Here is a 26,789-nt window from a genome sequence, read left to right on the forward strand (position 1 = left end):
GGTTTTATGATGAACAGTCAGCGACTTGTTCGTCAAGTCGAACGGTTGGACCGATGGAGCGAACACTGATGGACGGCAAAGCACCACTGGAGGTGATCGCGTCCTCGCTACGCCGCGAGCGGGCGCGGACCGGCCTCTCGCTCACCGAGGTGGCGAAGCGGGCGGGGGTCGCCAAGTCGACGCTGTCCCAGCTGGAGTCCGGCACCGGCAACCCGAGCGTGGAGACGCTGTGGGCGCTCTGCGTCGCGCTCGACATCCAGTTCGGCCAACTGGTCGACCCGCCGAAGCCGCGCGTGCAGGTGATCCGGGCCGACGAAGGGCCGGCCGTCTACACCGAACACGGCGACTACAGCGCGACCCTGGTCGCCTCCTGCCCGCCCAACACGCGGCGCGACGTCTACCGGATCGTGGTCGCCCCGGGACCGGGCCGGAACTCCGACCCGCACATGCCCGGCGTAGTGGAGCACGTCGTACTCAGCACCGGCCGGGCCCTCGTTGGCCCGACCGACGAGCCGGTGGAACTCCACCCGGGTGACTACATCGCCTACCCGGGCGACCTTCCGCACACCTTCCAGGCGTTGGAGCCCGGCACTACCGCGGTACTGCTGTCGGAATACTCCTGATCGTCAGGGCTTGCGGCCGATGCCGCCCGCGATGCACTCCTCGATCTGGCTGAGCGGCGTGACGCGAGGGCCGTCCGGCCACCATTCGTCGCAGAGCACCAGGCCGGGAGGGACCATTTCCAGGTCGTTGAACATCGCCTGGATCTGGTCGTAGGGACGGAACAGGCCCGAGCCCATCGGGCTGTGGGTGAACCTCTCCTCCAGCGCCCGAGCGGTCTTGGCGTGCTCGGGGGTCTGCGGGTCGAGGAAGTGCGAGATCACGACGTACGAGCCGGGGGCCAGGGCGTCGATGTACTTCTGCATCAGCTCCGGGCCGTCGTCGCCCAGGTAGTGGTGCATGGTGCCGTTCTGGATCAGCGCGATCGGCTGGGAGAAGTCCAGGAACTCCCGCACCTCCGGCAGCCCGAGGACGGCCTCGGGGTCGAAGATGTCGGCGCTGACGAACAGTGTGTTCTCGTTCTCCTCCAGCAGTGCGCGGCCGTGCGCGAGGACCACCGGGTCGTTGTCGATGTACAGCACCTTCGCGTCGGCCTGCAGCCGCTGGACCACCTGGTGGGTGTTCTCCGCGGTGGGCAGGCCGGAGCCACAGTCGAGGTACTGCTTGATCCCGGCCTGGCCGGCCAGGAACCGGCACGCGCGGATCAGGAAGTTGCGGTTCGACCAGGCGAGGTCGGTCACCTGCGGGGCCACGGTGGCCACCTGACGCAGTACCTCGCGGTCGATTTCGAAGTTGTCCTTGCCACCCAGAAACGCGTCGTACACGCGGGCGATGCTGGCCCTGGTGGTGTCGACGCCGACAGGCGCGGAGCTGGGGGCCTTGGAAACGTCGGGCATCGGCGACCTTCGTTCTTGATGGGGTGGTCTGTAGGTGCCTGACCTTACTAGCAGTCGCGGCGGGTTTCACGCGCTGTGCGCGCGCCTGTCCGAGCCGGATCCGGCAATCTCGTGAAATGATCCTCCGGCGGGCACACGAACAGCTGGAGAGACTCCGTGACAGAGCAAGATGCGTACGGCGGGCCCACCGCCCTGCGGATCATGCTGGGCGCACATCTGCGCCGGCTGCGCGAGGACGCCGGGATCAGCCGGGCCGATGCCGGCTGGGCGATCCGCGGCTCCGAATCCAAGATCAGCCGGCTCGAGCTCGGCCGGGTCGGCTTCAAGGTCCGCGACGTCGACGACCTGCTGACGCTGTACAAACTCGACGACGCCGACGAGCGCGAGCGGCTGCTGGAACTGGCCCAGCAGGCGAACAACCCGGGCTGGTGGCAACGCTGGGACGACCTGACGCCGACCTGGTTCCACTCCTATCTCGGGCTCGAGATGGCAGCCGAGCTGATCCGTACCTTCGAGCTCCAGTTCGTGCCCGGACTGCTGCAGACACCTGACTACGCACGGGCCGTGGTGCAACTCGGCCGCGACCGCCCGCTGCCCGAGGTCGAGGTCGAGCGCCTGGTCGCGCTACGCACCGGTCGCCAGCAGGTGCTGACGCGGAAGCGGTCCGTGCGCCTGTGGGCAGTGATCGACGAAGCCGTACTCCGGCGCCCGATCGGCGGCCGGGAGGTGTTCCGCGCGCAACTGGAGTATCTGATCGAGGTGTCCCAGTGGCACAACGTGACGCTGCAGATCATCCCGTTCGACCGCGGCGGCTACACGGCCACCGGCGGCGCGTTCAGCATCCTGCGGTTCGGCGAGATGGACCTGCCCGACGTCGTCTACATCGAGCACCTCACCAGCGCCGTCTACCTGGACAAGCGCGAGGACCTCGACGAGTACGCCGTCACGATGGACTCCCTGGCGATCACGGCCCTCCGCCCCCGCCACACCGAAGAACTCCTCCGCACGGCCATCAAGGCTCTCACCTGACCCTCACTGCGCCGGATTGGTCGCCTTGCCGTCCAGCCAGAGGGTGTCGGAGGGATCGCTGTGGGTCCCGCCGGAGTTCACGTGCTTGGCGCTGATCTTCGGGCCGTTCTTCAGCACGTGGAACAAGGCCATCGCGTGTCCGCGGCCGAGGTCGTAGTCCGCCTTCAGCCAGTCGGCCACCGCACCGGCCTTGGTCTGCGGCGTCGCCAGCCCTTTCGCCTCGGCGATCTCCAGCAACTGCCGCGGCGTCAGCCCGGTCTTCTCCTCGATCTTGTCCAGGTAGGCCTGAAAAGACATCTCGCACCCCTTCTCGTCAGCGACGGCCTCCCCGCCACTACCCCAGCGTCGAACCACCCGCGCGCGAATCGACACCGGGGAAGATTTGTGGGGCGCTTGGTGTTGATTGGGCAGACAGAGAGGATGCGCGATGAAGGTACGACGTTCGTTGAAGGCGCTGAAGTCGAAGCGGGGCGCGCAGGTGGTCCGCCGCGGCCGGCGCGTGTACGTGATCAACCGGCTGGACCCCCGCCAGAAGGCTCGCCAGGGCTGATGACATCACTCGCCTTCGTTACCTGCAAGGGCGCGAGGGCGAGTCAGATGCCTCAGGCAAGTTTTTCGGCAGTTCGCAGTTGCGCACCCGGGCCGGGGCGGAGGGCGACCTCGCGCGGGGACGGCTCGTGGCCGGCGGCACATCGCAGTACGACGCTGATCTTCGCACCGCAGTCGCCGCGGTGCTCGGGGACGATCGGCGGGCCGTCGTCCTGTTGCAGGTACTGGTCGCCCCACTGGACCAGGGCGACGAGCACGGGGTAGAGATCGAGGCCGGCCTGGGTGAGGCGGTATTCGTACCGCTCGCGCTGGCCGGCCACCCGGTACGGCTCGCGCCGCAGCAGACCGCGGTCGATCAGTGCGGCCAGCCGGTCGGTCAGCACCTGGCGCGGGATCTCCGCCCGCGCCCTGATGTCCTCGAACCGGCGCACTCCGACGAAGACCTCGCGCAGCACGTGGAACATCCACTTCTCACCCAGGATCTCCATCGTCCGGGAGATCGTGCAGTTCTCCGTGGACCACCGCATCGCCTCGGGCACGACCTGTTCCTGGATCATGCTCCGAGGATAAGTCTCCTTGACAGACTCAGCCAAGTCGGGCGACCCTGAATCCGTGAATCAGACTCAGATACCGCGGATCCGCACCGCCGGCGAGGCGGACCTGGACGACCTGGCGGCCATGCTGACCGGACTGACGGACTTCAGCCTCTACATGCGCTTCCAGACCGCGGTCGGCCGCCCGCCCCGCGATTCACTCGTACTACGGCTGCTCCGGCCGGCCGGCTGCGCCTGGGTGGCGACCCGCGACGACGCCGTCGTCGGCCATGCGATGTGGGCCTGGGCCGCCAACGACACAGAGCCGACCGCCGAACTCGCCGTCGTGATCAGCGAACCGGAGCAGAACCGTGGTCTGGGGCTTCGGATGCTCACCATCGCGGCCGGTCATGCCTTCGACACCGGAGCGACCCGGTTCCTGTTCGTGGTCAGCGCCGCCAACGACCGGGTGGCCCGGATGATCCGGCGTCGCTGGCCGGCCGCAGCGGTCGAGCGCGACGGTGCCCTGCTGAACTTCGTCGTACCGGCGGTCGCTCAGTTCCCGCCGGCCAGGGCCTCGCAGATGGACCAGGCTTCTCCACGAAGCAGGGCGGCGGTGTCTGCGGGCAAGCCCTTCACCGGGGCCTCGATACCGACAGGATCCTCGGCCAGCAAGGAGATCAGGAAGACGCAGGCGGCGAGGTAGCTGCCGGCGAGGGCCGGGTGACTGCCGTCCTTGTCGTGCAGGAGCGGCTCGTCGTTGGTCCGGAGAAAGCGTTCCCAGACCATTCCGACGGGCACGAGGGTGGCGCCGACCTCCGCGGCGATACCGGCATACGCCGTCGTGATCGGTTGTTGCGCACCGTGCAGGCGAGCCCAGGTCATGTACAGCGCGGTCCGGGCCCCCGCTTCCTCGACAGCTGCGTGGAAGTCCCGGACACTGTCGTGCATTCGGGCGGGATTCTTGCCCGGCAAGGTGCTCTGCTCCTGCAGTACGACCGTGTCGAACCCGCCCTCCGCGATCGCGGTCAGTGCCTTCCCCGCGTTCAGATGCTGGCGCAGCGACGCTCCCCCGGCCGAGATCAGCCGGTGCTCCACCACCACGCCGCGCTCCTTCGCCAGAGCGGCGAGGAGCCCGGGCAGGTTGTTCCTGCTGGTGAAACTGTTCCCGACAAAGAGAATCCGCACCCGCCCGACGGTACTACCGGCTCGGCCCGTCACCCTTCGGACCAGCGCGGCACCCGGAAGTTCGCCGGTGGATCAGAAGACCTCGATGCTGACGGGGTGGACCGGCCAGGAGAAAGCGATGGTGGCGGAGTTGAGGGCGCCCGGGGTGTGCTCGACGACACGACCGGTGAGCGCGAATTCGGCGAGTTGACGGCCCCCGAGATACGTGGCGCCGAGCTCTCCCACCGGGATCGTCAGGTCGGCCGGGTCGTCCGTCCGGGCGCACCGGGCCGTCGTGCCGTCGGCGGTGAGCCGGTACCGGCCGGCGTTGGCCGGGATCAGTTCGTCGGTCACCTCGATCACCAGGTCCACCGCCGCGGCGTACCGGCGCTGTTCGAGGGCGCGCGGCACATCGGTCACCCGCAGCCAGAGCGACTCGCCCAGCCGTCGGCCCATGGCGGTCGGGGTGGTGACGAGTTGCAGGAGTGGCTCGTCGAGGGCGGCGTACCCGTAGGCGAGGGTCGCGGCCAGATCCATGGTCAGCAAGTAGCTCCACAACGCCTTGTACGCCGTGGGTTCGAGCGCGACCAGCTCCTCCAGCCGCACCTCATTGGTGGGGCCGGCTGCCTGCCAGTTCATCTTGCCGCGCCACAGGGCGTAACCGTCGATCGCACCGGTCTCGTCCCGGTGCACGAGGATCTGGCGCGCGGTCCGGCCGCCTCGATCCTCCTTCTTGTCCTCCAGGTGCCTCTGCCACTTCAGCTCGGAGCGGCCGGACACGCCCGGTCGCCGCTCCTGCAGCGCGCGCAGGAGCGGCGGCAGTTCCTTGTACGCCTCGTCCACGGTCAGCTCGCCGAGCTCCCCGGGACGCGTTGGTACGACGGGCGGTCCGACCCGGTGCAGGTCGATCTCGTACGAGACTCCCCGCGTGGCGGCGCCGTACCCGAACCGCCCGTAGATGCCCGGCTCGCTGGCCCACAGGACCGCGATCGCCTCCGGCACCTCGCGCAACTGGCGGCCGATCAACGCCGACATCACGCCGCGCCTGCGGTGCGTCGCCCGCACACCGACGCCGGTGACATGCGCGGCCGGCACCACTGCTCCGGGCACGGACAGATCCCGCGTCAGCGCCTTGGTCGTTCCGACGATCTCCTCGCCGTCGGTCGCCACCAGCGCCCGCTCGGGCTCGAACAGCCGCTTGCCAAGCTCGTCGTCGCCGGACGGATCGAACATCATCGCGGTACCGAACACCGCCGACATTGCCTCGTAGTCCTCGGCCACACCCACCCGAACAGCGATCTCTGTCATGGCCGCATCCTCACACGCGCCTCCGACCCGCGGCCAACCACTTGACCAGCCCGGTGGGCGACATCCCGCAACGCCCGATCACCGCCGGTCAACTGGTCGAGGTGACCCGCAGTTGCTCGACCGCGGCGGCGATGCGCGCCCTGTCGTAGCTGTTCATCGGATTGGTGGCGCCGTGAGCGTGCCGGATCACGTTGTCCGCATCGACGAGGATGCTGCCCGACTGCTGCATCGAGCCGAACAGCTTCCTGACCAGACCGATCGCCTCGTGCGGGCTGCCGCGCCGACCGGTCACGACCCGGAACGGGATCTTGCCCTTGGCCTTCCACCGAGCGGCCTCCTCGCGGTCCTCGGGCACCGCGACCATGATCTGTACGCCGGCGCCGGCGTACTCGTCGGCCTTCTTGATCAGCTTCCGGACGTGCAGGTTGCACACCGGACAAGACGCGGACCGCAGGAAGTACACGAGCACCCCCCGACGGCCGGGCTCAGCGACGAGGTCAGCGAGCGTCACTCGCTGTCCCTCGGTGTCTTCAAGCTCCAGCAATGGCGCGGCAGAACCGATTTCGAGCATGAGATCTCCCCTCACAGGTCGTCAGAACACGTCTGGTTCGCGCAGAGCGGCGTGTACCGCGCGGCGCGCCCGGTGCAGCTGGGATTTCATCGCCGCCAGGCTGAGCCCCAGCGCGTCGGCGACCGATCGGCCGGGGTAGCCCTGGACATCGCGCATGATCAGCACGCGGCGTTGCACGTCGGGGAGGGCGCCGATCGCGGCGGCCACGCGGTCGGCGTCGAGCCGGCGAAGTACGTCGTCCTCCACGGAGTCGGCGCCCGACGGGTCGATCGCCTCGGGTCGCCGGTTGCGCAGCAGCCGCAGACACTCGTTGCGGACGATCCGGAACATCCAGGACGCCAGCGCGGCGGAAGCCCGCAGCGAGCCGACCTTGCGGAACAGGATGATCAGCGCTTCCTGAGCGGCATCCTCGGCGTCCTGGGGTGACGCGCACAGCGAGCGGGCGAAGCGCATCACATGCGGATGCGCGCTGTAGACCACAGCGCTGATCGACTCGACGTCGCCCTGCTGCGCCGCAGCGATCAGCTGGTCGGTGACCCAGGAGTCGTCGGCGCGTGGTTGGTGATCCCTCATTTTGATCTGCACCTACACAAGAGGCTCGACCAGGCCGAAAGGATTCACCGGCCGCCGGAAAAGCAGCGGTGGATCAGCGAACGGCGGGGAGGTCGCCGGTGTTGTCGGCGTCGTCCGTGGCGTGCTCGTGCTCGGCTTCGTCGAGCGCGAGCTCTTCCTTGAAGACGAACTTCCGGTAGGACCAGAAGCGGAACAGGGTGCCGAGGCCGAGGCCGATCACGTTGGCGGAGATGTTGTCGGCCAGCGCGTTGTGCAGGTCGAGCACGTAGCGGGAGAAGCCGAGGCAGCCGGCGGCGATCAGCAGGCCGATGCCGTTCAGTACGAAGAAGAGCACGTACTCGCGGTGCAGGCCGGTGCGCTCGCGGTGCCGCCAGGTCCAGTGCCGGTTGCCCAGGTAGGTGGCGATGGTGGCCGCGGTGACCGAGATGACCTTCGCGGTCAGCGGCTTGTGGTGCAGCATGCCGTCGCCCGGCGTACCGAAGATGAGCGGGTTGTCGAAGACCAGCCAGTTGTAGATCGGCAGGTCCACGAGCATGCCCAGCAGTCCGACCAAGCCGAACTTGGCCACTTCGTGCACCAGATGCTCGACCTGGCGATACAGCGTGGTGACGATTTTCAACGGACCGGAATGCTCTCTGTGAACGCGGGGCGCGGCTGAACAGCTTCTCACGGTACCTGCCGATCGGGCCCCCGCCGAAATCCGGGCAGCCCGGCGCCGCCCAGCGTCACAGTCGCCAGGTCAGCACATTAGGCTCCGGCGTGTGAAGTTCGAGCGTAAAGACCTGCCGGCTGGTACCCCCGTCGTCGGCATGATCGGTGGCGGACAGCTGGCCCGGATGACGCAGGAGACGGCCGTCGCGCTGGGCATCCAACTGCGCGTGCTCGCGGAGGGCCCGACGGTCTCGGCCGCCCAGGCCGTCGCCGACGCGCCCGTCGGCGACTACCGCGACCCTGAGACCGTACGCCGGTTCGCCGCCGAGGCCGACGTGGTCACCTTCGACCACGAGCACGTCCCGACCGAGCTCCTGCACGAGCTGGAAGCCGCCGGGATCGCAGTGCGCCCCGGTCCGGACGCCCTCGTGCACGCCCAGGACAAAGCGGTGATGCGGCAGCGGTTGGACGCCTTCGACGCGCCCGCGCCGGCGCACCAGGTGGTCGCGAGCCGGGACGACATCGCCGACTTCGCCAAACGGATCGGTGGCTTCCCGATCATCCTGAAGACGACCCGCGGCGGGTACGACGGCAAGGGTGTCTGGGTCGCCGAGAGCGCCGAGGACCCGGTCGTCGACGAGGCGTTCGCGGCGAACGTGCCGATCCTGGCCGAGGAGAAGGTCGACTTCGTCCGCGAGCTGTCCGCGATCGTCGCCCGCTCCCCCCACGGGCAGGCGGTCGCCTACCCGATCGTCGAATCCGTGCAGGAGAACGGGATCTGTGTCGAGGTGACCGCCCCGGCTCCCGGCCTCGCCCCGGACAAGGCGGCGCAGGCCCAGCAGACCGCGCTGCGGATCGCCAAGGAGCTCGGCGTGGTCGGGATCCTCGCGGTCGAGATGTTCGAGGCCCGCGACGGCCGCCTGCTGGTCAACGAACTGGCGATGCGCCCGCACAACACCGGGCACTGGTCGATCGACGGCGCGGTGACCTCGCAGTTCGAGAACCACCTGCGCGCAGTACTGGATCTGCCGCTCGGATCGCCGGCTGCGCGAGCGCCGTACACGGTGATGGTGAACGTGCTGGGCGGTGACGACGAGAGCACAGCGGACATGCATTACGGGCTCCTCCACTGCCTGGCGAGGGATCCGGGGCTGAAAGTGCACCTCTACGGCAAGTCCGTGAAGCCGGGGCGCAAGGTCGGCCATGTCACGGCGTACGGCGACGACCTGGACGACGTCCGCGAGCGCGCCCGGCACGCGGCGGCGTACCTGACCGGCACCATCGACGAATAGGGGCCAGCAATGAGCGTGGGAATCGTGATGGGGTCGGACTCGGACTGGCCGACGATGAAGGCCGCCGCCGAGGTGTGCGTCGAGTTCGACGTGCCGTTCGAGGCGGACGTGATCTCAGCGCACCGGATGCCGGTGGAGATGATCGACTACGGCCGTTCGGCGCACGAGCGGGGCCTGAAGGTGCTGATCGCGGGAGCCGGTGGCGCCGCGCATCTGCCCGGCATGCTCGCCTCGGTCACCCCGCTGCCGGTGATCGGCGTACCGGTGCCGTTGAAGTACCTCGACGGGATGGATTCGCTGCTGTCGATCGTGCAGATGCCGGCCGGCGTACCGGTCGCGACCGTCTCGATCGGGAACGCGCGCAACGCGGGGCTGCTCGCGGTCCGGATCCTGGCGGCGTACGACGAGAAGCTGCGGGAGCGGATGAGCGCTTTCCAGGCTGATCTCGCGGATATGGCAAAGGCGAAGGGGCACACTGTCCGTGAAGGCGCGGCAGAGCTGCGTAAATCCTGAACCCGGGCGGTTTCCACAGGCTGCGAGCGGGTAGCCGTGTGATCCACCCGAATGTCGTCTAAGGTCGTCGATCGTGACTCCGCCCGCAGAACCGGACACACAGCGCATCCCGGTCCGCTACTGGATCTGGCTCTTCGGCGCCGCTGTGTCCCTCCTCGGCGATCTGACGATCACTTTCGCGATCGGATGGTCCGCCAGCCAGCACGGCGGCCGCGTCGCCGGGCTCGTGCTTCTCCTGGCCGCGGCGCCGCGCGCAGCCCTGCTGCTGGTCGGCGGGGCGATCGGCGACCGGTTCGGCGCGGGGCGAGTGTTGCTGGTCAGCTGTACGGCGATGTTCGCGATCACCACCGCGCTGGTGCCGATCACGATCGCCATCGGGGAGCCGGTCGCGCTGCTGTTCACCGCGGCGCTGGTGATCGGTGTGATCGACGCGTTCTTCCTGCCGTCGTCGCGCTCGATGCCGAGGCTGCTGGTCCCGCCGGAGCAGGTGCCGCGCGCGCTGGCCAGCTTTCAGGTGACCGGCGTGATCTTCGCGGTTACCGGTACGGCGGTCGGCGGCCTGCTGGTGAACTGGGCCGGACTGACCTCGGCGGCCGGATTCGACGCGCTGACGTTCATCGTGATGATCGTCGTGCTGCTGTCCCTGCGGGATGCCATCACGGTGCCGAGGCGGGTCACGACCGGGATGCTGCGCTCGATCTCGGACGGCGTGAGGACGGCCTTCGGGCGGCCGCTGACCAGGGCCCTGCTGATCATGATGACGATGGCGGCCGGGCTGTTGATGCCGTTGGACGTCCTGCTGCTGCCGCTGCTGGCCCGCGACCATCACTGGAACGCCGCGACGGCCGGCCTGCTGGTCGCCAGCCGGAGTCTCGGGGTCGGCATGATCGCGCTGCGGATCCTGGCCAAGGGCGCCTTCCCGCGGCCGGGCATGGTGGCCGCGTTCGGGCTGCTGATCGCCGGCGCCGGACTGCTCGGGTTGTCGTCCCTGCACCCGCTGCCGCTGGTGATCGCCGCCGGCGTGGTCAGCGGCGTCGGGGTGGGCACCTTCACCGGTCACGTCCTGCCGCTGCTGATGAACTCGGTGGAGCGCGAGTACCAGTCGCGCCTGCAATCCGTCGTACTGCTGTGTCAGAGCATCGCGCTCGTCGTGATGAACCCGGTCCTCGGCTCGTTCGCCGACCTGAACGGAGTCGGTATCACCGGCGTCTGCCTCGGCATCTCCGTCGCCTCGGCCCTGATCGGCCTCGGTGCACTCACCCGGCCGGTACTACGGAACGCGACCGTCGCCTGACGCGAGACAGCCGCAAGCCCTTTCGTTCCAGGGCTTGCGGCTGTCTTCGGATTTGCGTCGTTACGGGCGGCCGGGTGCGCGGTAGGTCCAGCCCGCGTCCCGCCACTTCTGGGCGTCCAACGACAGCCTGGCGTCCACGATCACCGGGTGCGCCACCGCACCGCGCAGGGCGGCCGGGTCGAGTTCGCGGAACTCCGGCCACTCGGTCAGGTGCAGGACCAGGTGCGCGCCCTCGCAGGCTTCCGCCGCGGACGAGGCGTACCGCAGGGTGGGCCGCACCCGGCGCGCGTTCTCCATCGCTTCGGGGTCGAAGACGGTGACGGTCGCGCCGTGCAACTGGATCCGCCCGGCCACGTCGAGTGCAGGCGAGTCCCGTACGTCGTCGGTGCCCGCCTTGAACGCCGCCCCCAGCACAGTGACGTTGCGTCCGACCCACTCGGCGCCGAGGAGCTCGTGGGTGACGTCCACGACCCGGGCCCGCCGGTGCTGGTTGATGTCGTCGACCTCGCGGAGCAGCGTGATGACTTCCTCCACGCCGAGCTCACCGGCGCGCGCCATGAACGCGCGCAGGTCCTTCGGCAGGCAGCCGCCGCCGTACCCGGGCCCGGCGTTGAGCATGCCGCGGCCGATCCGCTTGTCGTGGCCGAGGGCGTCGGCGAGCTGAGTGACGTCGGCGCCGGTCGCGTCGCACATCTCGGCGAGCGCGTTGATGAACGAGATCTTCGTGGCCAGGAAGGCGTTCGCGCCGCCCTTGACCAGCTCGGCGGTCGGCAGGTTGCAGACGACGACCGGCGTACCCTCGTCGATCGGCGCCGCGAACACCTGCCGCAGCGTCGCTTCCGCGGCCGGCGACTGTACGCCGAACACGAGGCGATCCGGGTGCAGCGTGTCGTCGACACCGTGCGCCTCGCGCAGGAACTCCGGCTGCCAGGCGATCTCGACGCCCTCACCGGCCGGCGACTCACTGTGGAACCGCTTCTCGACCAGCTTCGACGTGCCGACCGGCACGGTGGACCGGCCGACCACCAGGCAGGGCCGGGTGAGCAGCGGCGCCAGCATGTCGACCACGGAGTTCACCTGGGCCAGATCGGCGGCGTCGCTGCCCTCCTGCTGCGGCGTACCCACGCAGATGAAGTGCACGTCGGCCCAGTCGGCCACCTGGCGGTAGTCGTTGGTGAACCGCAGCCTGCCGGAGTCCGTGTGCTGCTTCAGCAGCGGATCCAGACCCGGCTCGTAGAGCGGGGCCTTGCCGTCGTTCAGCAGCTTCAGCCGGTGCTCGTCGATCTCGACCCCGATCACGTCGAAACCGAACTCGGCCATCCCCGCGGCCGTGTTGGCGCCGAGGTAGTTGGTCCCGATCACCGAGATCCGCAGCGGTCGCTCGCTGGTGGTGGGCGTGCCTTCAGTCATGCGGGCGACTCTACCGACCACAATTGCCGGTCCATGACCGGCTCATGGCCAAGCGTTTGCATCTGGTGCGCTTTTGATCACTTTCCGGGTCCGGTGGATCGCCCGGGCGGAGGTTTCGTCGTAGATTGTGACTCGTGAGTAACTCATTCGAGCTGTACGCGCTGTCCGAGGAGCACCAGGCGATCCGGGCCGCCGTTCGCGATGTCTGCGACGCCAAGGTGGCCCCGCACGCCGGTGACGTGGACGAACTCGCCGAGTTCCCGAAGGCGTCGTACGACGCACTCAAGGCGTCCGACTTCCACGCTCCGCACATCCCCGAGCAGTACGGCGGGGCCGGGGCGGACGCGCTCGCCACCGTCATCGTGATCGAGGAGGTGGCCCGCGCCTGCGCCTCCACCTCGCTGATCCCGGCGGTGAACAAGCTCGGCTCGCTGCCGCTGCTGCTGTCCGCCTCGGACGAGGTGAAGGACCGGTACCTGCCGCCGGTAGCCGCCGGCGACGCGATGTTCTCGTACTGCCTGTCGGAGCCCGAAGCCGGTTCCGACGCGGTGTCGATGAAGACGCGCGCGGTCGCCGATGGCTCGGACTTCGTGCTCAACGGCGTGAAGCGCTGGATCACCAACGCCGGGGTGAGCGACTACTACACGGTCTTCGCGGTGACCGACCCGGACGCGCGGTCGAAGGGCATCAGTGCCTTCGTCGTGGAGAAGTCCGACGACGGAGTGTCCTTCGGCGCCCCGGAGAAGAAGCTCGGGATCAAGGGCTCACCGACCCGCGAGGTGTACTTCGACAACGTCCGCATCCCGGCGTCCCGGATGATCGGCGCCCCGGGCACCGGCTTCGCTACTGCGATGGCGACGCTCGACCACACCCGCGTGACGATCGCCGCCCAGGCGCTCGGTATCGCCCAGGGCGCGCTCGACTACGCGCTCGGTTACGTCAAGGAGCGCAAGCAGTTCGGCAAGGCACTGGCCGAGTTCCAGGGCCTGCAGTTCATGCTCGCCGACATGGGCATGAAGATCGAGGCCGCCCGCCAACTCACGTACGCCGCCGCGGCCCGCTCCGAGCGCAACGACAGCGACCTCACGTACTTCGGCGCCGCCGCCAAGTGCTTCGCCTCCGACGTCGCCATGGCCGTAACCACCGACGCCGTCCAACTCCTCGGCGGCTACGGCTACACCCACGACTACCCGGTCGAACGCATGATGCGCGACGCCAAGATCACCCAGATCTACGAAGGCACCAACCAGGTCCAACGCATCGTCATGGCCCGCCAACTCCTCAAGGGCCTCAGCTAAAACCCCTTGTACTAAGGGGCAAACTCTCCACGCAGCTCCTCCGTCGCCGCTCCCACCCACCCTGAACCGCGGCTCCTCCGTCGCAGCTCCCGGTGGGGAGCGTCGCCTGTGCGCTGCGGGCTCCTGGGCCCGCCTGACACGCACGATCTACCGACTGCCGTCTTGGTGCTGTCGGCAACGATGCCGTTCCGGTGCCGCGGGATGTCGTAAATCGGCGCTGCCGATCTCCGCCAGCGACAACTCTTCCGCCGGCCAGGGGGCGTGCTCAAACTCAGAGCACCCGAACGCCGACGCGGCCGCTACGTCCCGGACGCAACCGGCGTACACAGGTCGGCCGATCGTCGACCCCGCCCCCAAGGAGCAGTTGTGAAACGACCCAGAACCAGTTTGATCGCCACCGGCGGTCTTCTCGCCGCTGGGCTGGTGATGACGCCTTTCTTCGCCGCCCACGCCGACCAGACATCTCCCGGCGCCGTCGCCCACGACCCGAGCTCCTTGGCGGCCGACGAGCAGGCGCACGCGCCGGCGAGTGCCTCCGCGCTTGGCCTGACATCGGGCGAGAAGCTGACCGTCAAAGCGGTCATCGAGGACGCGGACGGCGGCACGCACGTGCGGTACCAGCGCACGCTCGACGGGCTGCGCGTCATCGGTGGTGATCTGGTCACCCACAAGGACGCGAAGGGCGCTGTCACCGGCGTCACCTACAACCTCGGCCGCAAGACCGTCACCCCCGCGTCGCGGACTCCGAAGATCTCCAAGGCCGCGGCCCAGGCCAAGGGTCTCGCCGCGGCACAGGCGACCAAGAACGAGACGTCCGCCGGGAACGAGTTGGTCGTCCTCGTCACCGACCAGGGTCCCAAGCTGGCGTACGACGTCCTGACCACCGGCATCCGTGCCAACCAGGTTCCGACCCGGCTGCACACCTACGTCGACGCCGGCACGGGCGCCGTGCTCCTGACCGACGACGAGATCAAGACCGGCACCGGCGACGGCATCTTCGTCGGCAACGTCACCATCAACACCAGCGCCAAGTCGGGCGGCGGTTTCGAGATGAGGGACGCGCTCGGCCATACGGCCACCGACGTGCACAACCAGGGCGATCCCAACACGGGTGAAGGCCCGGACGGTGACCTCTTCACCGACGCCGACGACAAGTGGGGGACCGGGGCTCAGTCCGACCGTGCGTCCGCCGCCGTCGACGCGCTCTACGGCGCGCAGAAGACGTTCGACTACTACAAGACCCAGCTCGGCCGGAACGGGATCTGGAACGACGGCCGCGGGGCCCGCTCACGCGTTCACTTCGCCAACGCGATGGTGAACGCGTTCTGGGACGGCACGCAGATGTCGTACGGCGACGGCGCGAACAACGCTGCTCCGCTCACCGAGCTGGACGTCGCCGGGCACGAGATGAGCCACGGTGTCACCGAGAACACCGCTGGACTGGTCTACAGCGGTGAAGCCGGCGGACTCAACGAGGCGACCTCCGACATCTTCGGTACGGCGATCGAGTTCTACGTGAACAACCCCAACGACGTACCGGACTACTTCATCGGTGAAGAGATCGACATCCACGGCAACGGCTCGCCGCTGCGGTACATGGACAAGCCGAGCAAGGACGGCGCGTCGAAGGACTGCTGGTCCTCGACGCTCGGCTCCCTCGACCCGCACTACTCCTCGGGTCCGCTCAACCACTGGTTCTTCCTGCTCTCCGAGGGTTCGGGTGCCAAGACGGTCAACGGGGTCAGCTACAACTCGCCCACCTGTTCCGGCGCCGCGGCCGTGACCGGCATCGGTCACGCCAAGGCCGAGAAGATCTGGTACCGCACGCTGGCGACCTACCTCACGTCGTCGAGCAAGTACTCCAACGCCCGGACCGGCGCGATCAAGTCCGCCAAGGACCTCTACGGCCAGGGCTCGGCAGAGTGCCTGGCGGTCGAAAAGGCGTTCACGGCCATCGCCGTCGCGGCCACGACCGAGACGTGTGGCACGACCAACCCGGACCCCGGCTCCCCGACGGTCACCAACCCCGGCGCGCAGACGAGCACCGTAGGGACCGCTGACACGCTGCAACTCGCAGCGACGGGCGGCACCACGCCGTACTCATGGTCGGCGACCGGTCTCCCCGCGGGCCTCACGGTCAACGCCTCGACGGGGCTGATCTCCGGTACCCCGACCGCCGCGGCCACCTCCACGGTGACGGCGAAGGTCACTGACGCCGCGGGCAAGACGGCCGCCGTCTCCTTCTCGTGGGTCGTCTCCGGCGGCGGAGGCGGTGGCGCCTGCAACGGCGCGCTCAACTACAGCGGCACCCTCACCGCGGGCGGCACCAAGACATTCGCCGCTTTCAGCGACAGCGACGCGGGCCAGCTCAAGGTCTGCCTCGACGGGCCGACCGGCAGCGACTTCGATGTCTACCTGCAGAAGCAGTCCGGCTTGTCCTGGGTGACGGTTGCCCAAGGCATCAGCCCGAACCCGGACGAGTCGTTCACCTACAACAACACGGCGGGCACCTACCGCCTCGTGGTGAAGGCCGACTCCGGATCGGGTGCGTTCACGGCTTCCGTGTCGGAGTGATCGCAAACCTGGAAGGACCAGCCTGAGCAATGGCACCTCCTCGAGCGCTTCGGGCTCGAGGAGGTGCTGCTGTACCGACTCAGATCCAGCCCCGCCGGCTCGCCTGAATGGCCAGCTGGAATCGGCTGTGAGCGCCGAGCACCTCTTCGAGCCGAGCGATCCGCCGGCCCACCGTGCGGGCGCTCACGCCCAGGTCGCGGGCGATCGCCTCATCGGTGAGGCCGGCTGCCAGGTAGGACAGCAGCTGCTGCTCGTCGGAAGCCGGACCACCCAACGCGTCGACCACCTGAGACTCCGGTGACAGCGGCACACCCATCTGCCAGAAGACGTCGAAGAGGGCGACCAGGGAGTCGAGCAGACCGGACTCGTGGACGATGACGAGTGACCGCCGGGCCCCTTTCTGGCCCGGAACCGACAACAGCGCACGCTTGTCGTCGAACAGCATGAGGTTGAGCGGGACCTGGGCGAAGACGCGTGCCTGCTCGCCCACCGCGATGCACTGATGAACTGCGGCAAGCCCTTCGAAGTCCTCCAGCACCGAGACGCCATAGAGCCCGCGTGCCCGGACGCCGCGTTCCATGGCCGCGAAGAATCCGACCGCCACGCCGGGCCGCGGGATCTCCATCCCGGTCCGGGCCTTCCGCGGCGAGACGGGGCCGATGCACAAACCGTCGACGGTCGAGGCCGTGTCATCCATCAGCTTGGCCTCGACCACCGCGCACCGCGCCTCGTCCGTGATGACCTCCACAAAACTCGAGCGGTCGCCGGCTTCGCTCCAGATGTCGGCAAAAACCGAGGCGAGCTGGCGAGTTGCGTCAGCAGCCTTCGCATGCTCGGCCGCCACCTGCTCCAACGGAATCCGCGGCGGGACCGCCTCGATCTCCCCGCAACTCACTTCGAGTAGTCCGATGGCAGCCAGCGCCTGCACCTCGTCCGCAGCGGCGGCGTAGTCGATACCGGCACGCTCGGCCAGGACCTCCAGGCTCGCCCTCCCGCCCTCGACGGCCGCACGATAAAGCGGCTCCGCGACAGCCGAGAGAATGGGTGCTGAGGGCAATTTCATCTCGTCGTCTTACCACTTCCTGCGCCCACTACGCGAGCACCGGAACACCTGACCCCCAGGGAGCTCACCTTGCAGTCACCACTCCCACACGTGCCGTAGCCCTAGGTTCCACGGAGCTATCCATCGGCGGTCTTGGCCGGTGGGGCCTGGGTGACGCGCTGGCCGGTGTCTGATTGCCAGTAGAGGACTGAGCGGCCGGAGCGGCGGCGTTCGAGTAGGCCGGCGGCGGTCAGGACGTGGAGGTGCTCGGAGACGGTGGACAGGGACAGACCGGTTGCCGCGACGAGTGCCGTCGTACTGATCGGGTCGGTGGCGGCGGTGAGGATGCGGGCGCGGTTGCGGCCGAGCAGTTCGACCAGTGGTTCGGCCAGGACGGTGGTTCCGGCGAAGATGCCGGTGACGGGATAGGTCAGCGCGAACCGGTCCGGCAGCCGCCAGCTGACGCTGACTCGCTGGGTGTGGGTGGCGATGAACATCAGCGAACGCCCACGGACATCGGTGACCGGATAGTCCCAGCGGTTCACCTGGATGCGTCCGTCACCGAGCCACTGCACATCGGGACCAAGCCCTCGCAGTACGCCGGACCACCCCTGCTCGCTGAGTCGCGACGTCCGGGACACGATGTCGGCTTGGAGCATCCGCTTGCGGCGCGGCCAGTCCGGCTCGACCGTGTGCGTCCAGACCCAGGTCAGGAGCTCTGCCGCCCTCGCGGCCAGAGCGCTCTCCGACTCCAGAATCGCGGGCAACTGCGAGCGGACCACGCGCAGATCTGCCCGGATCTCTTCGTCGTCGAGCGCCAGTAGAGCGTCGAGTTCATCGGCCAGCCGAGCGTCCGGATCGAGCGGCAGGCTGGTCAGGAAGTCAGCGGTCCAGCTTCGGCCGAAAGCGCTGTCCAGTAAGGCCGCCCAGACCGGCTCGGCGGCGAGCCGCTCTTCGAACGCCGGCCGGTGGATGTCCTTCCAGGCGCGGAACCAGGGCTCGACGGGTCGCAGCAGCAGCTTCAGCGCGGACACGGTCTCGGTGAGCTCGGACGTGGCGAAGCGCGCGGTCGCCAGGGTGTCGGCGTCGACAAGGAACTCGGACAATGGTTTCGCCTCCACCCGAAACTGTAGGAGGTCGCCGGACCACGACCGAAGCTCCTGATATGAGTTCCTGTACCGCGCCGGCCGCTTCCGTCCCGACCTACCGGCAGCTCTTCGCGAACGCCGAGTTCCGTGGTCTGTGGGCCGGAAGCGCACTCGGCAACGCCTCCTCGACCATGACCAGTCTGACGCTCGCCTTGATGGTGAACGCGGCGACCGGGTCGGCACTGCTCGCCGCGCTCGTTATGTTCGGGCCGTCGCTCGCGCAGGTGCTCGGCGTCTCGACCCTGATGTCGGCCGCCGACACCGCCCAGCCGCGCCGGATCCTCGTCGTCCTCGCACTGCTGTCGACGACCGCGGTCGCCGCGCAGGCCGCCTTCCAGCTCCCCGCCGCCGCGCGCCTCGGGCTCGCTCTCCTCGTCGCCTACGGGCTGTCGATCGGCTCCGGCGTCCGCTGGGGGCTGCTGAACGACGTCGTCACCCACGACCAGTTCGTGCTCGGCCGTTCGGCGATGAACCTCTCGGTCGGCGCCATGCAGATCGCCGGCTTCGGCGTCGCCGGACTGTTGCTCCAGGCAATGAGTCCCGCTATGGTGCTCTGGCTGGCCGCCGGCTTCTCGGCGCTCGCGATCCCGGTGCTCCGATTCGGTCTCAGCGACCGCGCGCCGCGGCGCGCAGCTCGCACCAGCCTCGCCGAGACCTGGCTCGGCAATCGCCGGCTGCTGGGCGAGCGCCGGACCAGGCCCCTGCTGCTCGCGCTCACCATCCCGAACGGTCTCGTCGTCGGATGTGAAGCACTCTTCGTGCCGTACGCCGGTGCCGGTGCCGGCTGGCTTCTGGCTGCCGGAGCGGCAGGCATGATGTCCGGCGACCTGGTCATCGGCCGCTTCCTCAACCGCGCCCAGCGCCGGGTGGCAGCGCGCTGGCTCCGCTTCGTACTGGCGGTTCCCTTTCTCGCCTTCGTCACCGACCTACCGCTCGGCGTACTGGCCGCGCTGGTCGCCCTCGGCAGCTGCGGGTACGCCGCCTCGCTCGCTCAGCAGGAGGTGCTCGTCGAGCTCACTCCCCCGGAGCTGCGCGGGCAGGTCCTCGGCATCGAGTCCGCCCTGCGCATGACGACCTTCGGCCTCTGCGCGATCGCCGCCGGCACCCTCGCCGACCTCACCTCACCCGCGCCCGCCATCACCACCTTCGCCGCCGCATCCCTGCTGGCGTCGGTAGCACTCACAATTCCACTGACCCGCATCATGACGTGAGCGAGGACGGTCAGCGGCGGTCGTTGTCTTCGGAGTTGAAGAGGGTCTGGGCGTCCGGCTCGGGCGCCGGGGCGGGGTCGCGGCGGCGCTGCAGGTGCTCGGGCGGGGCTTCGTCGTCGAGGATGCCGTCGCCGGGTTTGCCTTCGGGGCCGCCGAAGAGAAGGTCGGACATCTGCAGGTGCATGTGCTCGACGTGCGGAACGTCGGGGAGGATCACCTGGCCGCGCTCGCCGGCCGACTCGATCTGCAGGGTGCCGCAACCGAGGATCCGGTCGATCAGGCCGTGCTCGTAGGAGACGTCGTTGATCCGCATCAGCGGGATGTCCCGGCCGGTCCGGGTGAGGATGCCGTGCCGGGTGATGAGGCGCCGGTTGGTCAGCGTGTAGGTCGAGAACAACCAGTTCAGGAACGGTTTCGCCGCGAACCCGAGCAGGATCAGCAGGCCGGCCACCCCGATCGCGATCCGGGCCGCGGTCTGCATGCTGCCGTCCGGCACGATCGCGGCCAGGAAGCCACCGCCGGCCGCCACCACCAGGAGCAGGAACACCGGGAAGATCAGCGCCTTCCAGTGCGTCCGGGTGCTGACGACGATGTACTCGTCCTCACCCAACAACTTCGCCGAGATCGCCATACCCCCAGTCTCACAGTTCTCGGGCTCGCTGTCGCCGGTCGACACGAGGCGCGGCCGGCCGCGGTACCGGCCCAGCCGCGGGCGGAACCGGTCCGACACGGTGATTGAAGACTTCACAAAATGCATACAGTCCGCCAAGATGCGCGAGGGGGATGCGTCACCGATCTGGGGGGCTCGACGACTTAGGAGCCGTGATGGGCATCTTGTCGGTACTCGACCGGGAGCACACGGTCGCGCCACCGGGGTACAGCCGCTGGCTGATCCCCCCGGCCGCGCTGGCGGTGCACCTGTGCATCGGCCAGGCATACGCGACGAGCGTCTACAAGACCTCGCTGGTCAAACACTTCGACGCCAGCCAGACCGCGATCGGGGTGATCTTCAGTATCGCGATCGTGATGCTCGGCCTGTCCGCCGCCGTCGGCGGCACCTGGGTCGAGCGCAACGGCCCCCGCAAGGCGATGTTCACCTCGGCCTGCTTCTGGGCCGCCGGCTTCGGAGTCGGCGCCCTCGGCATCGGGACCGGTCAGCTCTGGCTGGTCTACCTCGGGTACGGCGTGATCGGCGGCATCGGCCTCGGGATCGGCTACATCTCGCCGGTGTCGACGCTGATCAAGTGGTTCCCGGACCGCCCGGGTCTGGCGACCGGCCTGGCGATCATGGGCTTCGGCGGCGGCGCGCTCGTCGCCAGCCCGCTGTCGCGCCAACTGCTCGGCCTGTACGACGACAACTACGACCCCGGCAACTCCGCGTCGGTCGCGGGCGGACATGCCCTCGTCGCGTTGTTCCTCACCCTCGGGATCGGCTACTTCCTGGTGATGATGTTCGGCGTGGTGAACATCCGGGTCCCCGCCGACGGCTGGAAGCCGGACGGCTTCGACCCGTCGACGGTGCAGGCGAAAACCCTGGTCACCACCGCGAACGTGTCAGCGGCGAACGCGATCAGGACCCCGCAGTTCTGGCTGCTCTGGATCGTGCTGGCCTGCAATGTGACGGCAGGGATCGGCATCCTCGAGCAGGCCAGTCCGATGATCCAGGACTTCTTCCGCGGTGCCGACGGCAGGTCCACCGTCGCGGTCGCGGCCGCGTCCGGCTTCGTCGGCCTGCTGTCGATCTTCAACATGGGTGGACGATTCGCCTGGTCGACGACCTCGGACCTCATCGGCCGCAAGCCGATCTACGCGATGTACCTCGGCGTCGGCATCGTGCTCTACGCGCTGCTCGCGACCGTCGGCCACAACAACACGGCGATCTTCGTCCTGCTCGCGGCGGTCATCATCTCCTTCTACGGCGGCGGCTTCGCGACCGTCCCGGCGTACCTGCGCGACCTGTTCGGTGGCTATCAGGTCGGCGCGATCCACGGCCGGCTGCTGACGGCCTGGTCGGTCGCCGGTGTCGCCGGGCCCCTGATCGTGAACGGGTTCCTCGATCGCGAAGGCAAACCGGGCACCCTGACCGCTTCGGCGTACCGGCCTGCCTTGTTCACGATGGTCGGGGTGCTGGCGGTCGGGTTCGTCGCCAACCTGCTGATCCGGCCGGTCGCGGACCGGTACCACGAGAAGACCGCCGGCGTGGAAGCCAAGGAGGCAGCGCAATGAATCAGACCCCTCGCCTGGTCGTCTCCTGGCTGCTGGTCGCCGTCCTGCTCGGTTACGGCATCATCGAAACCTTGATCACCGCGGCCAAGATCTTCACCGAGTAAGCCTCAGGTGGGTCACATCGCCGGCGGCCAGTTGATGCGGGCCGTCGGCGGTGAGGACCACCAGCCGGCCGTCGGAGTCCAGATCCGAGGCCACACCCTCCAGGAACGTGCCGTCGGGCAACTCCACCCGGACCGATTGCCCGAAGGTGGCCGACAGCTCGCGGTAGTCCGGCAGGATCGTCTCCGGATCCCCCGCTGCGTCGACCCAGGTCTCGTAGCGACCAGCCAGCTCCCGCAGGACCGCGGCCATCACAGTGGCCCGGTCTGTCGTCGCCGCACCTTCCAAGGCCAGCGAGGTCGCGACGTCCGTCGGCCGCTCGTCCGCTCTGAGCGTCACGTTCAGCCCCATGCCCACCACCGCGGCAGGCCCGTCGGGCGTGTCCACCCGCTCGAGGAGAATCCCAGCGAGCTTCCGGTCATCGACCTGTACGTCGTTGGGCCACTTCACCTTCGCCGGGATCTCCCCGACCCGCCGTACGGCGGCCGCGACGGCCAGGGGAACCAGGAGACCCAGCCAAGGCCAGCGACCGGCCGGGACAGCCGCAGGACGCAGCAAAGCCGACATCAGCAGCGCAGAGCGCGGCGGAGTCGTCCACGTCCGACCCAGTCGCCCTCTACCGGACGACTGGTACTCCGCTGCCACTACCAGCCCCTCAGCCGCCCCGGAGCGGGCTGCTTGAGCCACGACGGCATTGGTGGACTCCGTTTCGGCCAGTACGTCGATACGCGTCCACAGTGAGCCAGGCCGCACCAGGCGCCCCTGCAGGAACCGTGCGTCCAGCGGCGGCCTCTCCAGATCGCCGAACATCAGCCGGTGTTCTGCAGGCCGGCGGCAACGCCCGACACGGTCAGCAGCAGCAACCGCCTGGTCCTGACGATCTGCTGCTCGTCCAGCGAGTCGTCGGTCCGCAGCGTTCGGAGTGCCCGCAACTGCAGGTAGCTCAGCGCATCGACGTACGGGTTGCGTAGCTCGACAGCACGGCCGAGGACCCGGCGTCCAGCGAGCAGCCGGTCGCCGCCGAGCACCTTGAGCACCCACTCGGTGGTCAGTTCGTGCTCGTCCAGCATCAGCTTGCTCAGGTCCGCCCGGTCACCGAGCTCCAGGTAGCGCCCGAGGATGCGCCGGTCTGTCTTCGCCAGCGACATCTCCGCGTTCTCCAGCATCACCTGGAACAGCGGCCAGTTCTTGTTCGCGTCCTGCAGTACTGCGACGTCACCGACCGCGGACAGGGCCGAACCCAACCCGTACCAGCCCGGTGCGTTCACCCGGGCCTGCGACCAGGCGAACACCCACGGGATCGCCCGCAGGTCCTCCAGCGAGGACACCGCCACGCCACGTCGCGCCGGACGCGAACCCAGCGGCAGCTGCCCGAGCTCCTCCAGCGGAGTCACCCGCCCGAACCACTCCGCAAAGCCAGGCGCCTTCACCAGCCGGTGGTACGCCGTACGCGCAGCCTCGTCGAGCGTCTTCTCCACCACGGCGAACCGGTCCGCAGCCGCCAGAGCGCGCTCCTCGATGGCAGGAGTCGACGCCAGCAGCGTCGCGGCGGTCACCTGCTCTATGTGGCGCTGGGCGATCGCGGCGTTGCCGTAGCGAGCCGGGATCGCTTCGCCCTGCTCGGTGAGCTTGAACCGGCCGGCGACCGACCCCGGCGCCTGCGCGAGCACAGCGCGGTTCGCGGGGCCGCCGCCACGTCCCAGGGCCCCACCGCGGCCGTGGAAGAGGGTGAGCCGGATCGCGTTGCGCTGGGCCCAGGCGGTGATCCGCGCCTGCGCGTCGTACAGGGCGAGGGTGGCCGAGACCGGGCCGACGTCCTTGGCGGAGTCGGAGTAGCCGAGCATCACCTCGAAGCGGCGGTCGTTCGCGGTGAGGCGGTGCCGGACCCGGGTGAGCTGGATCGCGTTGTCCAGCACCTCCACGGAGTTCTGCAGGTCCTCACCGGTCTCGAACAGCGGTACGACGTCCAGCTCGATCGGCCGGCCGTCCATCGCGGCGTCGGCCAGCTCGTAGACAGCGGCGAGATCGCCCGCGTTGCGGGTGAAGGACACGACGTACCGACGGCAGGCCTCTGGGCCGAAGCGCTGCTGGATCTGGCCGATCACCCGCAGCGTGGCCAGCACCTCTTCGGTCTGATCGGACAGCTCGCCACCGCTCAGCACCTCTTCCAACGCCTTGGCGTGGACGGAGGAGTGCTGCCGTACCTCCAGCTCGGCCAGGTGGAACCCGAACGAGCTCACCTGCCAGATCAGCTGCTGCAGCTGCCCGTACGCCTGACGCGGCGCCCCTGCTGACACGAGGGAGTCCTGCAGCACCTTCAGCTCGTGCAGGAAGTCGCCAGCGCGCGGGTAGCCGAAGTCGGCGTCCCTCGCCCGGGTCGCTGCCAGCCGACGTGCAGCGAGCAGCAGCAGCTGGCGGTGCGGCTCCGAAGGCGATCTGGTCTCGATGTCCGCGATCAGTGCGGGGTTGACCGCGCGGGCATCCTCCAGGATCCGCCGCACTGGCGCCGACGGCGGCGTGGTCGACGAGTCGAGGGTGAGCGCACGGCCGAGCTCGTCGGTGGCCCGCTCGAGCGCCCGGAGTACGTGATCGGCCTGGATCTGCATGGCTTCGCGGGTGATCGCGGCGGTGACGTTCGGATTGCCGTCGCGGTCGCCGCCGATCCAGGAGCCGAGCCGGACGAACGGCGCGACCACGGGTTGCCGGATGCCGGCCTCGTCACCGGCCAGCGCGTCGTCCAGCCGCCGGTAGACGTTGCCCACGACATCGAACAGCGTCTCCTCGAAGACGGCCATCGCCGACCGGACCTCGTCGAGCGGAGTGGGCCGGCTGGTCCGCAGCTGCGAAGTACGCCAGAGGATGTCGACCTGCTCGACCAGGCGCCGCTGGTTCTCGGACAGCTCGCTGTCGCCGGCCCGCGGGTCGCTCCGCTCCTCCAGCAACGAGGAGATGCGCCGGATGGTGGCCAGTACGGCGCGACGCCGGGCCTCCGTCGGGTGAGCGGTCAGTACCGGGCGGAACTCCAGCCCGTTGAGCAGGGCACGAGCCTGCTGCTCGCCGCTGTCCCGGGAGATCTGCTCGACCGCCTGGGCCAGCTCCGACACGGCCGGCGCGTCCGAGGAGCGGTCGCGCTCACGTAGTACGCGAGCGCGGTGCAGTTCCTCGCTGAGGTTCGTCAGGTGGAAGTAGCAGGTGAACGCGCGAGCCACGTCCTCGGCACGCTCGTGCGGCCAGGAGGCGACCAGGTTCTCGGCCGCCTCGCCGTCGCCGGCGATGGTGAGCTCCCGGAGCTTCTCCACGTCGTCGAGCAGCGGCTGGCCGGCGTACTCGACCAGGACGCGGCCGAGGATCTCGCCGAGCAGGCGCACGTCGGCGCGCAGCTCCTCGGGGACTTCGAAACGTGCGCGGGTACGGGTGCGGGCGTTCGCCTGACTGCCGGTCTCGGTCACGTTCGCCCACGATATCTGGGCGGGCGGTCTCTTGCCGCCTGGTCCGCACAGTGGGCGCGGATCGTCACACCGCGTTCACATGACGCGACAGTAATCACCCTAGACCCGGCCGAAGCCGCCGGCGACGATCCGGGACACCGTCCTGGCCAGCTCCTCGGGGGTGCGGTCGGTGCCGTCGACGACCAGCATCCGGGCGCAGCTCTCGGTCATCGACGCCAGCATCTCGGCCAGCACCGGCAGGTTCGCGTCCGGATCGGTGACCCCGGGCAACGACTTCAGCAAGGTGAGGCGAAGGCCCTCGACCAGGAACGCCCGGGCCGCCCGGACCCGGTTGGACACCACCGGGGCCGCACCGTACTGCGCGCCGAAGACGATCCGCCACGACTGGGGCGACTTCGCCACCGACCGCAGGAACGCGGTCAGGCCTTCGAGCACGTGCTCCTCCGGCGTACCGACGGCCGGATCGGCCGGGAGCGCGGCGACGATCGAGGTCACCAGGTGCTGCTCCTCGCGAGCCAGCAGAGCGAGCAGTAGTTCGTCGCGGTTGGCGAAGGAGTCGTAGACCACCGGCTTCGTCACTCCGGCGGCGTCCGCCACCGACTGCATCGTCGTACCGGCGTAGCCGCGCTCGGAGAAGACCTCCAGGGCGGCGTCCAGGATCATCGGCCGGCGGCGCTCCGGGCCGAGGTGCGCGGCCCGGCGGCGCGGGGAGTCCGCGACCGGTTCTTCGGGGCTGACCACTTGACAAAGCTACCAGGTCGTAGGAAATTCCTACGGTCTGGTAGGAACTCGCCCGGCCGGTCCGGAACGGGTTTCCCGATCACCGCCGGGGAGGTTCGGGTGGCCGAAGGTGGCACTGCTCGGTGGCTGGAGGCGAGTGATCTCGCCGCCCTCGAGCCGGGTGAGCTGGCCCGGCTGGTCGACCGGACCTCGGAGCGGGAGCTCCGGCATCGACTCATCGGGGGTGTGCGAGAGGTCGCGTTGCGCGAGATCTTCCGCCGGATGCCGGAGTACCTCCGGCCGGCCCGGGCGACCGGGTGCGAGGCCGTCATCGCCTGGCAGATCACCGGGGCCGGCGACGGCGGCGTCGACGAGTACCTGATCCGCGTGCACGACGGGCGCTGCGACGTACTCGACGGGCGCGCCGCCCAGCCCGAGATCTCGGTGCGGACCGATCCGGCGACGCTGCTGAAGATCGTCACCGGCAACGAGGACCCGGTCACCGCCGTCCTCAAACAACGCCTCTCGGTCCGCGGCGACCTGGCCCTGGCCGCCCGGCTGACCAAACTCTTCGCCGCGGGCCCGCACTGAGACCTGCGTCCCGCCGGGCCGGCGTACTGCGCAGTAACGTTGCGGTAGACGTCACAGCACACGAACCGGCTCCAGGAAGTT

27 protein-coding genes are annotated in these 26,789 nt (G+C 69.0%); 13 read left to right on the forward strand and 14 right to left on the reverse strand.

Going from position 1 to position 26,789, the window contains the following annotated elements; translation table 11 throughout:
* The first annotated feature begins 53 nt into the window (after window positions 1–53).
* Complete coding sequence (locus EV138_RS10130; protein ID WP_238158050.1) at window positions 54–623, forward strand: helix-turn-helix domain-containing protein; 570 nt, start codon at window positions 54–56, stop codon at window positions 621–623.
* Between the two features lie 3 nt (window positions 624–626).
* Here the strand turns inward: EV138_RS10130 and EV138_RS10135 are convergent, their stop codons facing one another.
* Window positions 627–1,457: an SAM-dependent methyltransferase gene (locus EV138_RS10135; protein ID WP_133978123.1), complete on the reverse strand. Its 831-nt coding sequence runs from the start codon at window positions 1,455–1,457 to the stop codon at window positions 627–629.
* 156 nt (window positions 1,458–1,613) lie between these two features.
* On the opposite strand from EV138_RS10135, the gene EV138_RS10140 reads away from it, so the two are divergent.
* On the forward strand, window positions 1,614–2,486 hold the full coding sequence (locus EV138_RS10140; protein ID WP_238158051.1) for a Sco1979 family transcriptional regulator: 873 nt from the start codon (window positions 1,614–1,616) through the stop codon (window positions 2,484–2,486).
* A gap of 3 nt (window positions 2,487–2,489) precedes the next feature.
* Here the strand turns inward: EV138_RS10140 and EV138_RS10145 are convergent, their stop codons facing one another.
* Window positions 2,490–2,783, reverse strand: a complete 294-nt coding sequence (locus EV138_RS10145) for a DUF4287 domain-containing protein (RefSeq protein WP_133978124.1) — start codon at window positions 2,781–2,783, stop codon at window positions 2,490–2,492.
* 130 nt (window positions 2,784–2,913) lie between these two features.
* On the opposite strand from EV138_RS10145, the gene EV138_RS10150 reads away from it, so the two are divergent.
* A complete protein-coding gene (locus EV138_RS10150) occupies window positions 2,914–3,036 on the forward strand; it encodes a 50S ribosomal protein L36 (protein ID WP_133978125.1) in 123 nt (40 codons plus the stop codon).
* A gap of 52 nt (window positions 3,037–3,088) precedes the next feature.
* Here EV138_RS10150 and EV138_RS10155 read toward each other — a convergent pair whose 3' ends face one another.
* The gene (locus EV138_RS10155; RefSeq protein WP_133978126.1) at window positions 3,089–3,592 is read right to left on the reverse strand and encodes a winged helix-turn-helix transcriptional regulator; all 504 of its coding nucleotides are present in this window, start codon (window positions 3,590–3,592) and stop codon (window positions 3,089–3,091) included.
* Window positions 3,593–3,647: 55 nt separating this feature from the next.
* On the opposite strand from EV138_RS10155, the gene EV138_RS10160 reads away from it, so the two are divergent.
* Window positions 3,648–4,274, forward strand: a complete 627-nt coding sequence (locus EV138_RS10160) for a GNAT family N-acetyltransferase (RefSeq protein WP_238158052.1) — start codon at window positions 3,648–3,650, stop codon at window positions 4,272–4,274.
* A gap of 554 nt (window positions 4,275–4,828) precedes the next feature.
* On the opposite strand, the gene EV138_RS10165 is transcribed toward EV138_RS10160, so the two are convergent.
* From EV138_RS10165 to EV138_RS10180, 4 genes are all read right to left on the reverse strand, one after another.
* A complete protein-coding gene (locus tag EV138_RS10165; RefSeq protein ID WP_133978127.1) occupies window positions 4,829–6,043 on the reverse strand; it encodes a GNAT family N-acetyltransferase in 1,215 nt (404 codons plus the stop codon).
* Between the two features lie 88 nt (window positions 6,044–6,131).
* Window positions 6,132–6,614, reverse strand: coding sequence for a peroxiredoxin family protein (locus EV138_RS10170; protein WP_133978128.1), 483 nt, complete (start codon window positions 6,612–6,614; stop codon window positions 6,132–6,134).
* Between the two features lie 21 nt (window positions 6,615–6,635).
* On the reverse strand, window positions 6,636–7,187 hold the full coding sequence (locus tag EV138_RS10175) for an RNA polymerase sigma factor (RefSeq protein WP_133978129.1): 552 nt from the start codon (window positions 7,185–7,187) through the stop codon (window positions 6,636–6,638).
* A gap of 73 nt (window positions 7,188–7,260) precedes the next feature.
* Window positions 7,261–7,806 carry a GtrA family protein gene (locus EV138_RS10180; RefSeq protein WP_133978130.1) on the reverse strand — a complete coding sequence of 182 codons (546 nt, stop codon included), beginning with the start codon at window positions 7,804–7,806 and terminating at the stop codon, window positions 7,261–7,263.
* A 142-nt stretch (window positions 7,807–7,948) separates the two neighbouring features.
* Here EV138_RS10180 and EV138_RS10185 point away from each other — a divergent pair, with 142 nt between their 5' ends.
* The 3 genes from EV138_RS10185 to EV138_RS10195 all read left to right on the forward strand — a co-directional run bounded on the left by EV138_RS10185 (window position 7,949) and on the right by EV138_RS10195 (window position 10,937).
* Window positions 7,949–9,130, forward strand: a complete 1,182-nt coding sequence (locus EV138_RS10185) for a 5-(carboxyamino)imidazole ribonucleotide synthase (protein ID WP_202866682.1) — start codon at window positions 7,949–7,951, stop codon at window positions 9,128–9,130.
* A 9-nt stretch (window positions 9,131–9,139) separates the two neighbouring features.
* Complete coding sequence (purE, locus tag EV138_RS10190) at window positions 9,140–9,643, forward strand: 5-(carboxyamino)imidazole ribonucleotide mutase (RefSeq protein ID WP_133978131.1); 504 nt, start codon at window positions 9,140–9,142, stop codon at window positions 9,641–9,643.
* 73 nt (window positions 9,644–9,716) lie between these two features.
* Entirely contained in the window at window positions 9,717–10,937 is a 1,221-nt protein-coding gene (locus EV138_RS10195; protein WP_133978132.1) for an MFS transporter, read from the forward strand.
* Window positions 10,938–10,997: 60 nt separating this feature from the next.
* Here the strand turns inward: EV138_RS10195 and EV138_RS10200 are convergent, their stop codons facing one another.
* Window positions 10,998–12,347: a UDP-glucose dehydrogenase family protein gene (locus EV138_RS10200; protein WP_133978133.1), complete on the reverse strand. Its 1,350-nt coding sequence runs from the start codon at window positions 12,345–12,347 to the stop codon at window positions 10,998–11,000.
* Window positions 12,348–12,481: 134 nt separating this feature from the next.
* Here EV138_RS10200 and EV138_RS10205 point away from each other — a divergent pair, with 134 nt between their 5' ends.
* Window positions 12,482–13,645: an acyl-CoA dehydrogenase family protein gene (locus tag EV138_RS10205; protein WP_133978134.1), complete on the forward strand. Its 1,164-nt coding sequence runs from the start codon at window positions 12,482–12,484 to the stop codon at window positions 13,643–13,645.
* A gap of 366 nt (window positions 13,646–14,011) precedes the next feature.
* Window positions 14,012–16,219, forward strand: a complete 2,208-nt coding sequence (locus EV138_RS10210) for a M4 family metallopeptidase (protein WP_133978135.1) — start codon at window positions 14,012–14,014, stop codon at window positions 16,217–16,219.
* A gap of 79 nt (window positions 16,220–16,298) precedes the next feature.
* Here the strand turns inward: EV138_RS10210 and EV138_RS10215 are convergent, their stop codons facing one another.
* The gene (locus tag EV138_RS10215; RefSeq protein ID WP_133978136.1) at window positions 16,299–17,282 is read right to left on the reverse strand and encodes a helix-turn-helix transcriptional regulator; all 984 of its coding nucleotides are present in this window, start codon (window positions 17,280–17,282) and stop codon (window positions 16,299–16,301) included.
* A gap of 116 nt (window positions 17,283–17,398) precedes the next feature.
* Complete coding sequence (locus tag EV138_RS10220; protein WP_133978137.1) at window positions 17,399–18,382, reverse strand: ArsR/SmtB family transcription factor; 984 nt, start codon at window positions 18,380–18,382, stop codon at window positions 17,399–17,401.
* Window positions 18,383–18,426: 44 nt separating this feature from the next.
* On the opposite strand from EV138_RS10220, the gene EV138_RS10225 reads away from it, so the two are divergent.
* A complete protein-coding gene (locus EV138_RS10225) occupies window positions 18,427–19,620 on the forward strand; it encodes an MFS transporter (RefSeq protein ID WP_133978138.1) in 1,194 nt (397 codons plus the stop codon).
* 10 nt (window positions 19,621–19,630) lie between these two features.
* On the opposite strand, the gene EV138_RS10230 is transcribed toward EV138_RS10225, so the two are convergent.
* Window positions 19,631–20,251 carry a PH domain-containing protein gene (locus EV138_RS10230; RefSeq protein ID WP_133978139.1) on the reverse strand — a complete coding sequence of 207 codons (621 nt, stop codon included), beginning with the start codon at window positions 20,249–20,251 and terminating at the stop codon, window positions 19,631–19,633.
* A gap of 194 nt (window positions 20,252–20,445) precedes the next feature.
* On the opposite strand from EV138_RS10230, the gene EV138_RS10235 reads away from it, so the two are divergent.
* Both EV138_RS10235 and EV138_RS38650 read left to right on the forward strand, forming a co-directional pair.
* The gene (locus EV138_RS10235; protein WP_202866683.1) at window positions 20,446–21,846 is read left to right on the forward strand and encodes an OFA family MFS transporter; all 1,401 of its coding nucleotides are present in this window, start codon (window positions 20,446–20,448) and stop codon (window positions 21,844–21,846) included.
* Entirely contained in the window at window positions 21,843–21,950 is a 108-nt protein-coding gene (locus EV138_RS38650; protein ID WP_439648969.1) for an MFS transporter small subunit, read from the forward strand. The genes EV138_RS10235 and EV138_RS38650 overlap by 4 nt, the downstream gene beginning before the upstream one ends.
* Here the strand turns inward: EV138_RS38650 and EV138_RS10240 are convergent.
* The 3 genes from EV138_RS10240 to EV138_RS10250 all read right to left on the reverse strand — a co-directional run bounded on the left by EV138_RS10240 (window position 21,940) and on the right by EV138_RS10250 (window position 26,138).
* Entirely contained in the window at window positions 21,940–22,758 is an 819-nt protein-coding gene (locus tag EV138_RS10240) for a biotin--[acetyl-CoA-carboxylase] ligase (protein ID WP_133978140.1), read from the reverse strand. The two genes, EV138_RS38650 and EV138_RS10240, sit on opposite strands and share 11 nt — an antisense overlap.
* Entirely contained in the window at window positions 22,758–25,397 is a 2,640-nt protein-coding gene (locus EV138_RS10245) for a phosphoenolpyruvate carboxylase (RefSeq protein WP_133978141.1), read from the reverse strand. Before EV138_RS10245 ends, EV138_RS10240 begins: the two co-directional genes overlap by 1 nt.
* Before the next feature lie 99 nt (window positions 25,398–25,496).
* Window positions 25,497–26,138 carry a TetR/AcrR family transcriptional regulator gene (locus tag EV138_RS10250; protein ID WP_133978142.1) on the reverse strand — a complete coding sequence of 214 codons (642 nt, stop codon included), beginning with the start codon at window positions 26,136–26,138 and terminating at the stop codon, window positions 25,497–25,499.
* A gap of 99 nt (window positions 26,139–26,237) precedes the next feature.
* Here EV138_RS10250 and EV138_RS10255 point away from each other — a divergent pair, with 99 nt between their 5' ends.
* Window positions 26,238–26,708, forward strand: a complete 471-nt coding sequence (locus tag EV138_RS10255) for an SCP2 sterol-binding domain-containing protein (protein ID WP_133978143.1) — start codon at window positions 26,238–26,240, stop codon at window positions 26,706–26,708.
* The last annotated feature ends 81 nt before the right edge of the window (window positions 26,709–26,789 follow it).

The sequence above is a fragment of the Kribbella voronezhensis genome (genome assembly GCF_004365175.1).
Lineage (GTDB): Bacteria > Actinomycetota > Actinomycetes > Propionibacteriales > Kribbellaceae > Kribbella > Kribbella voronezhensis.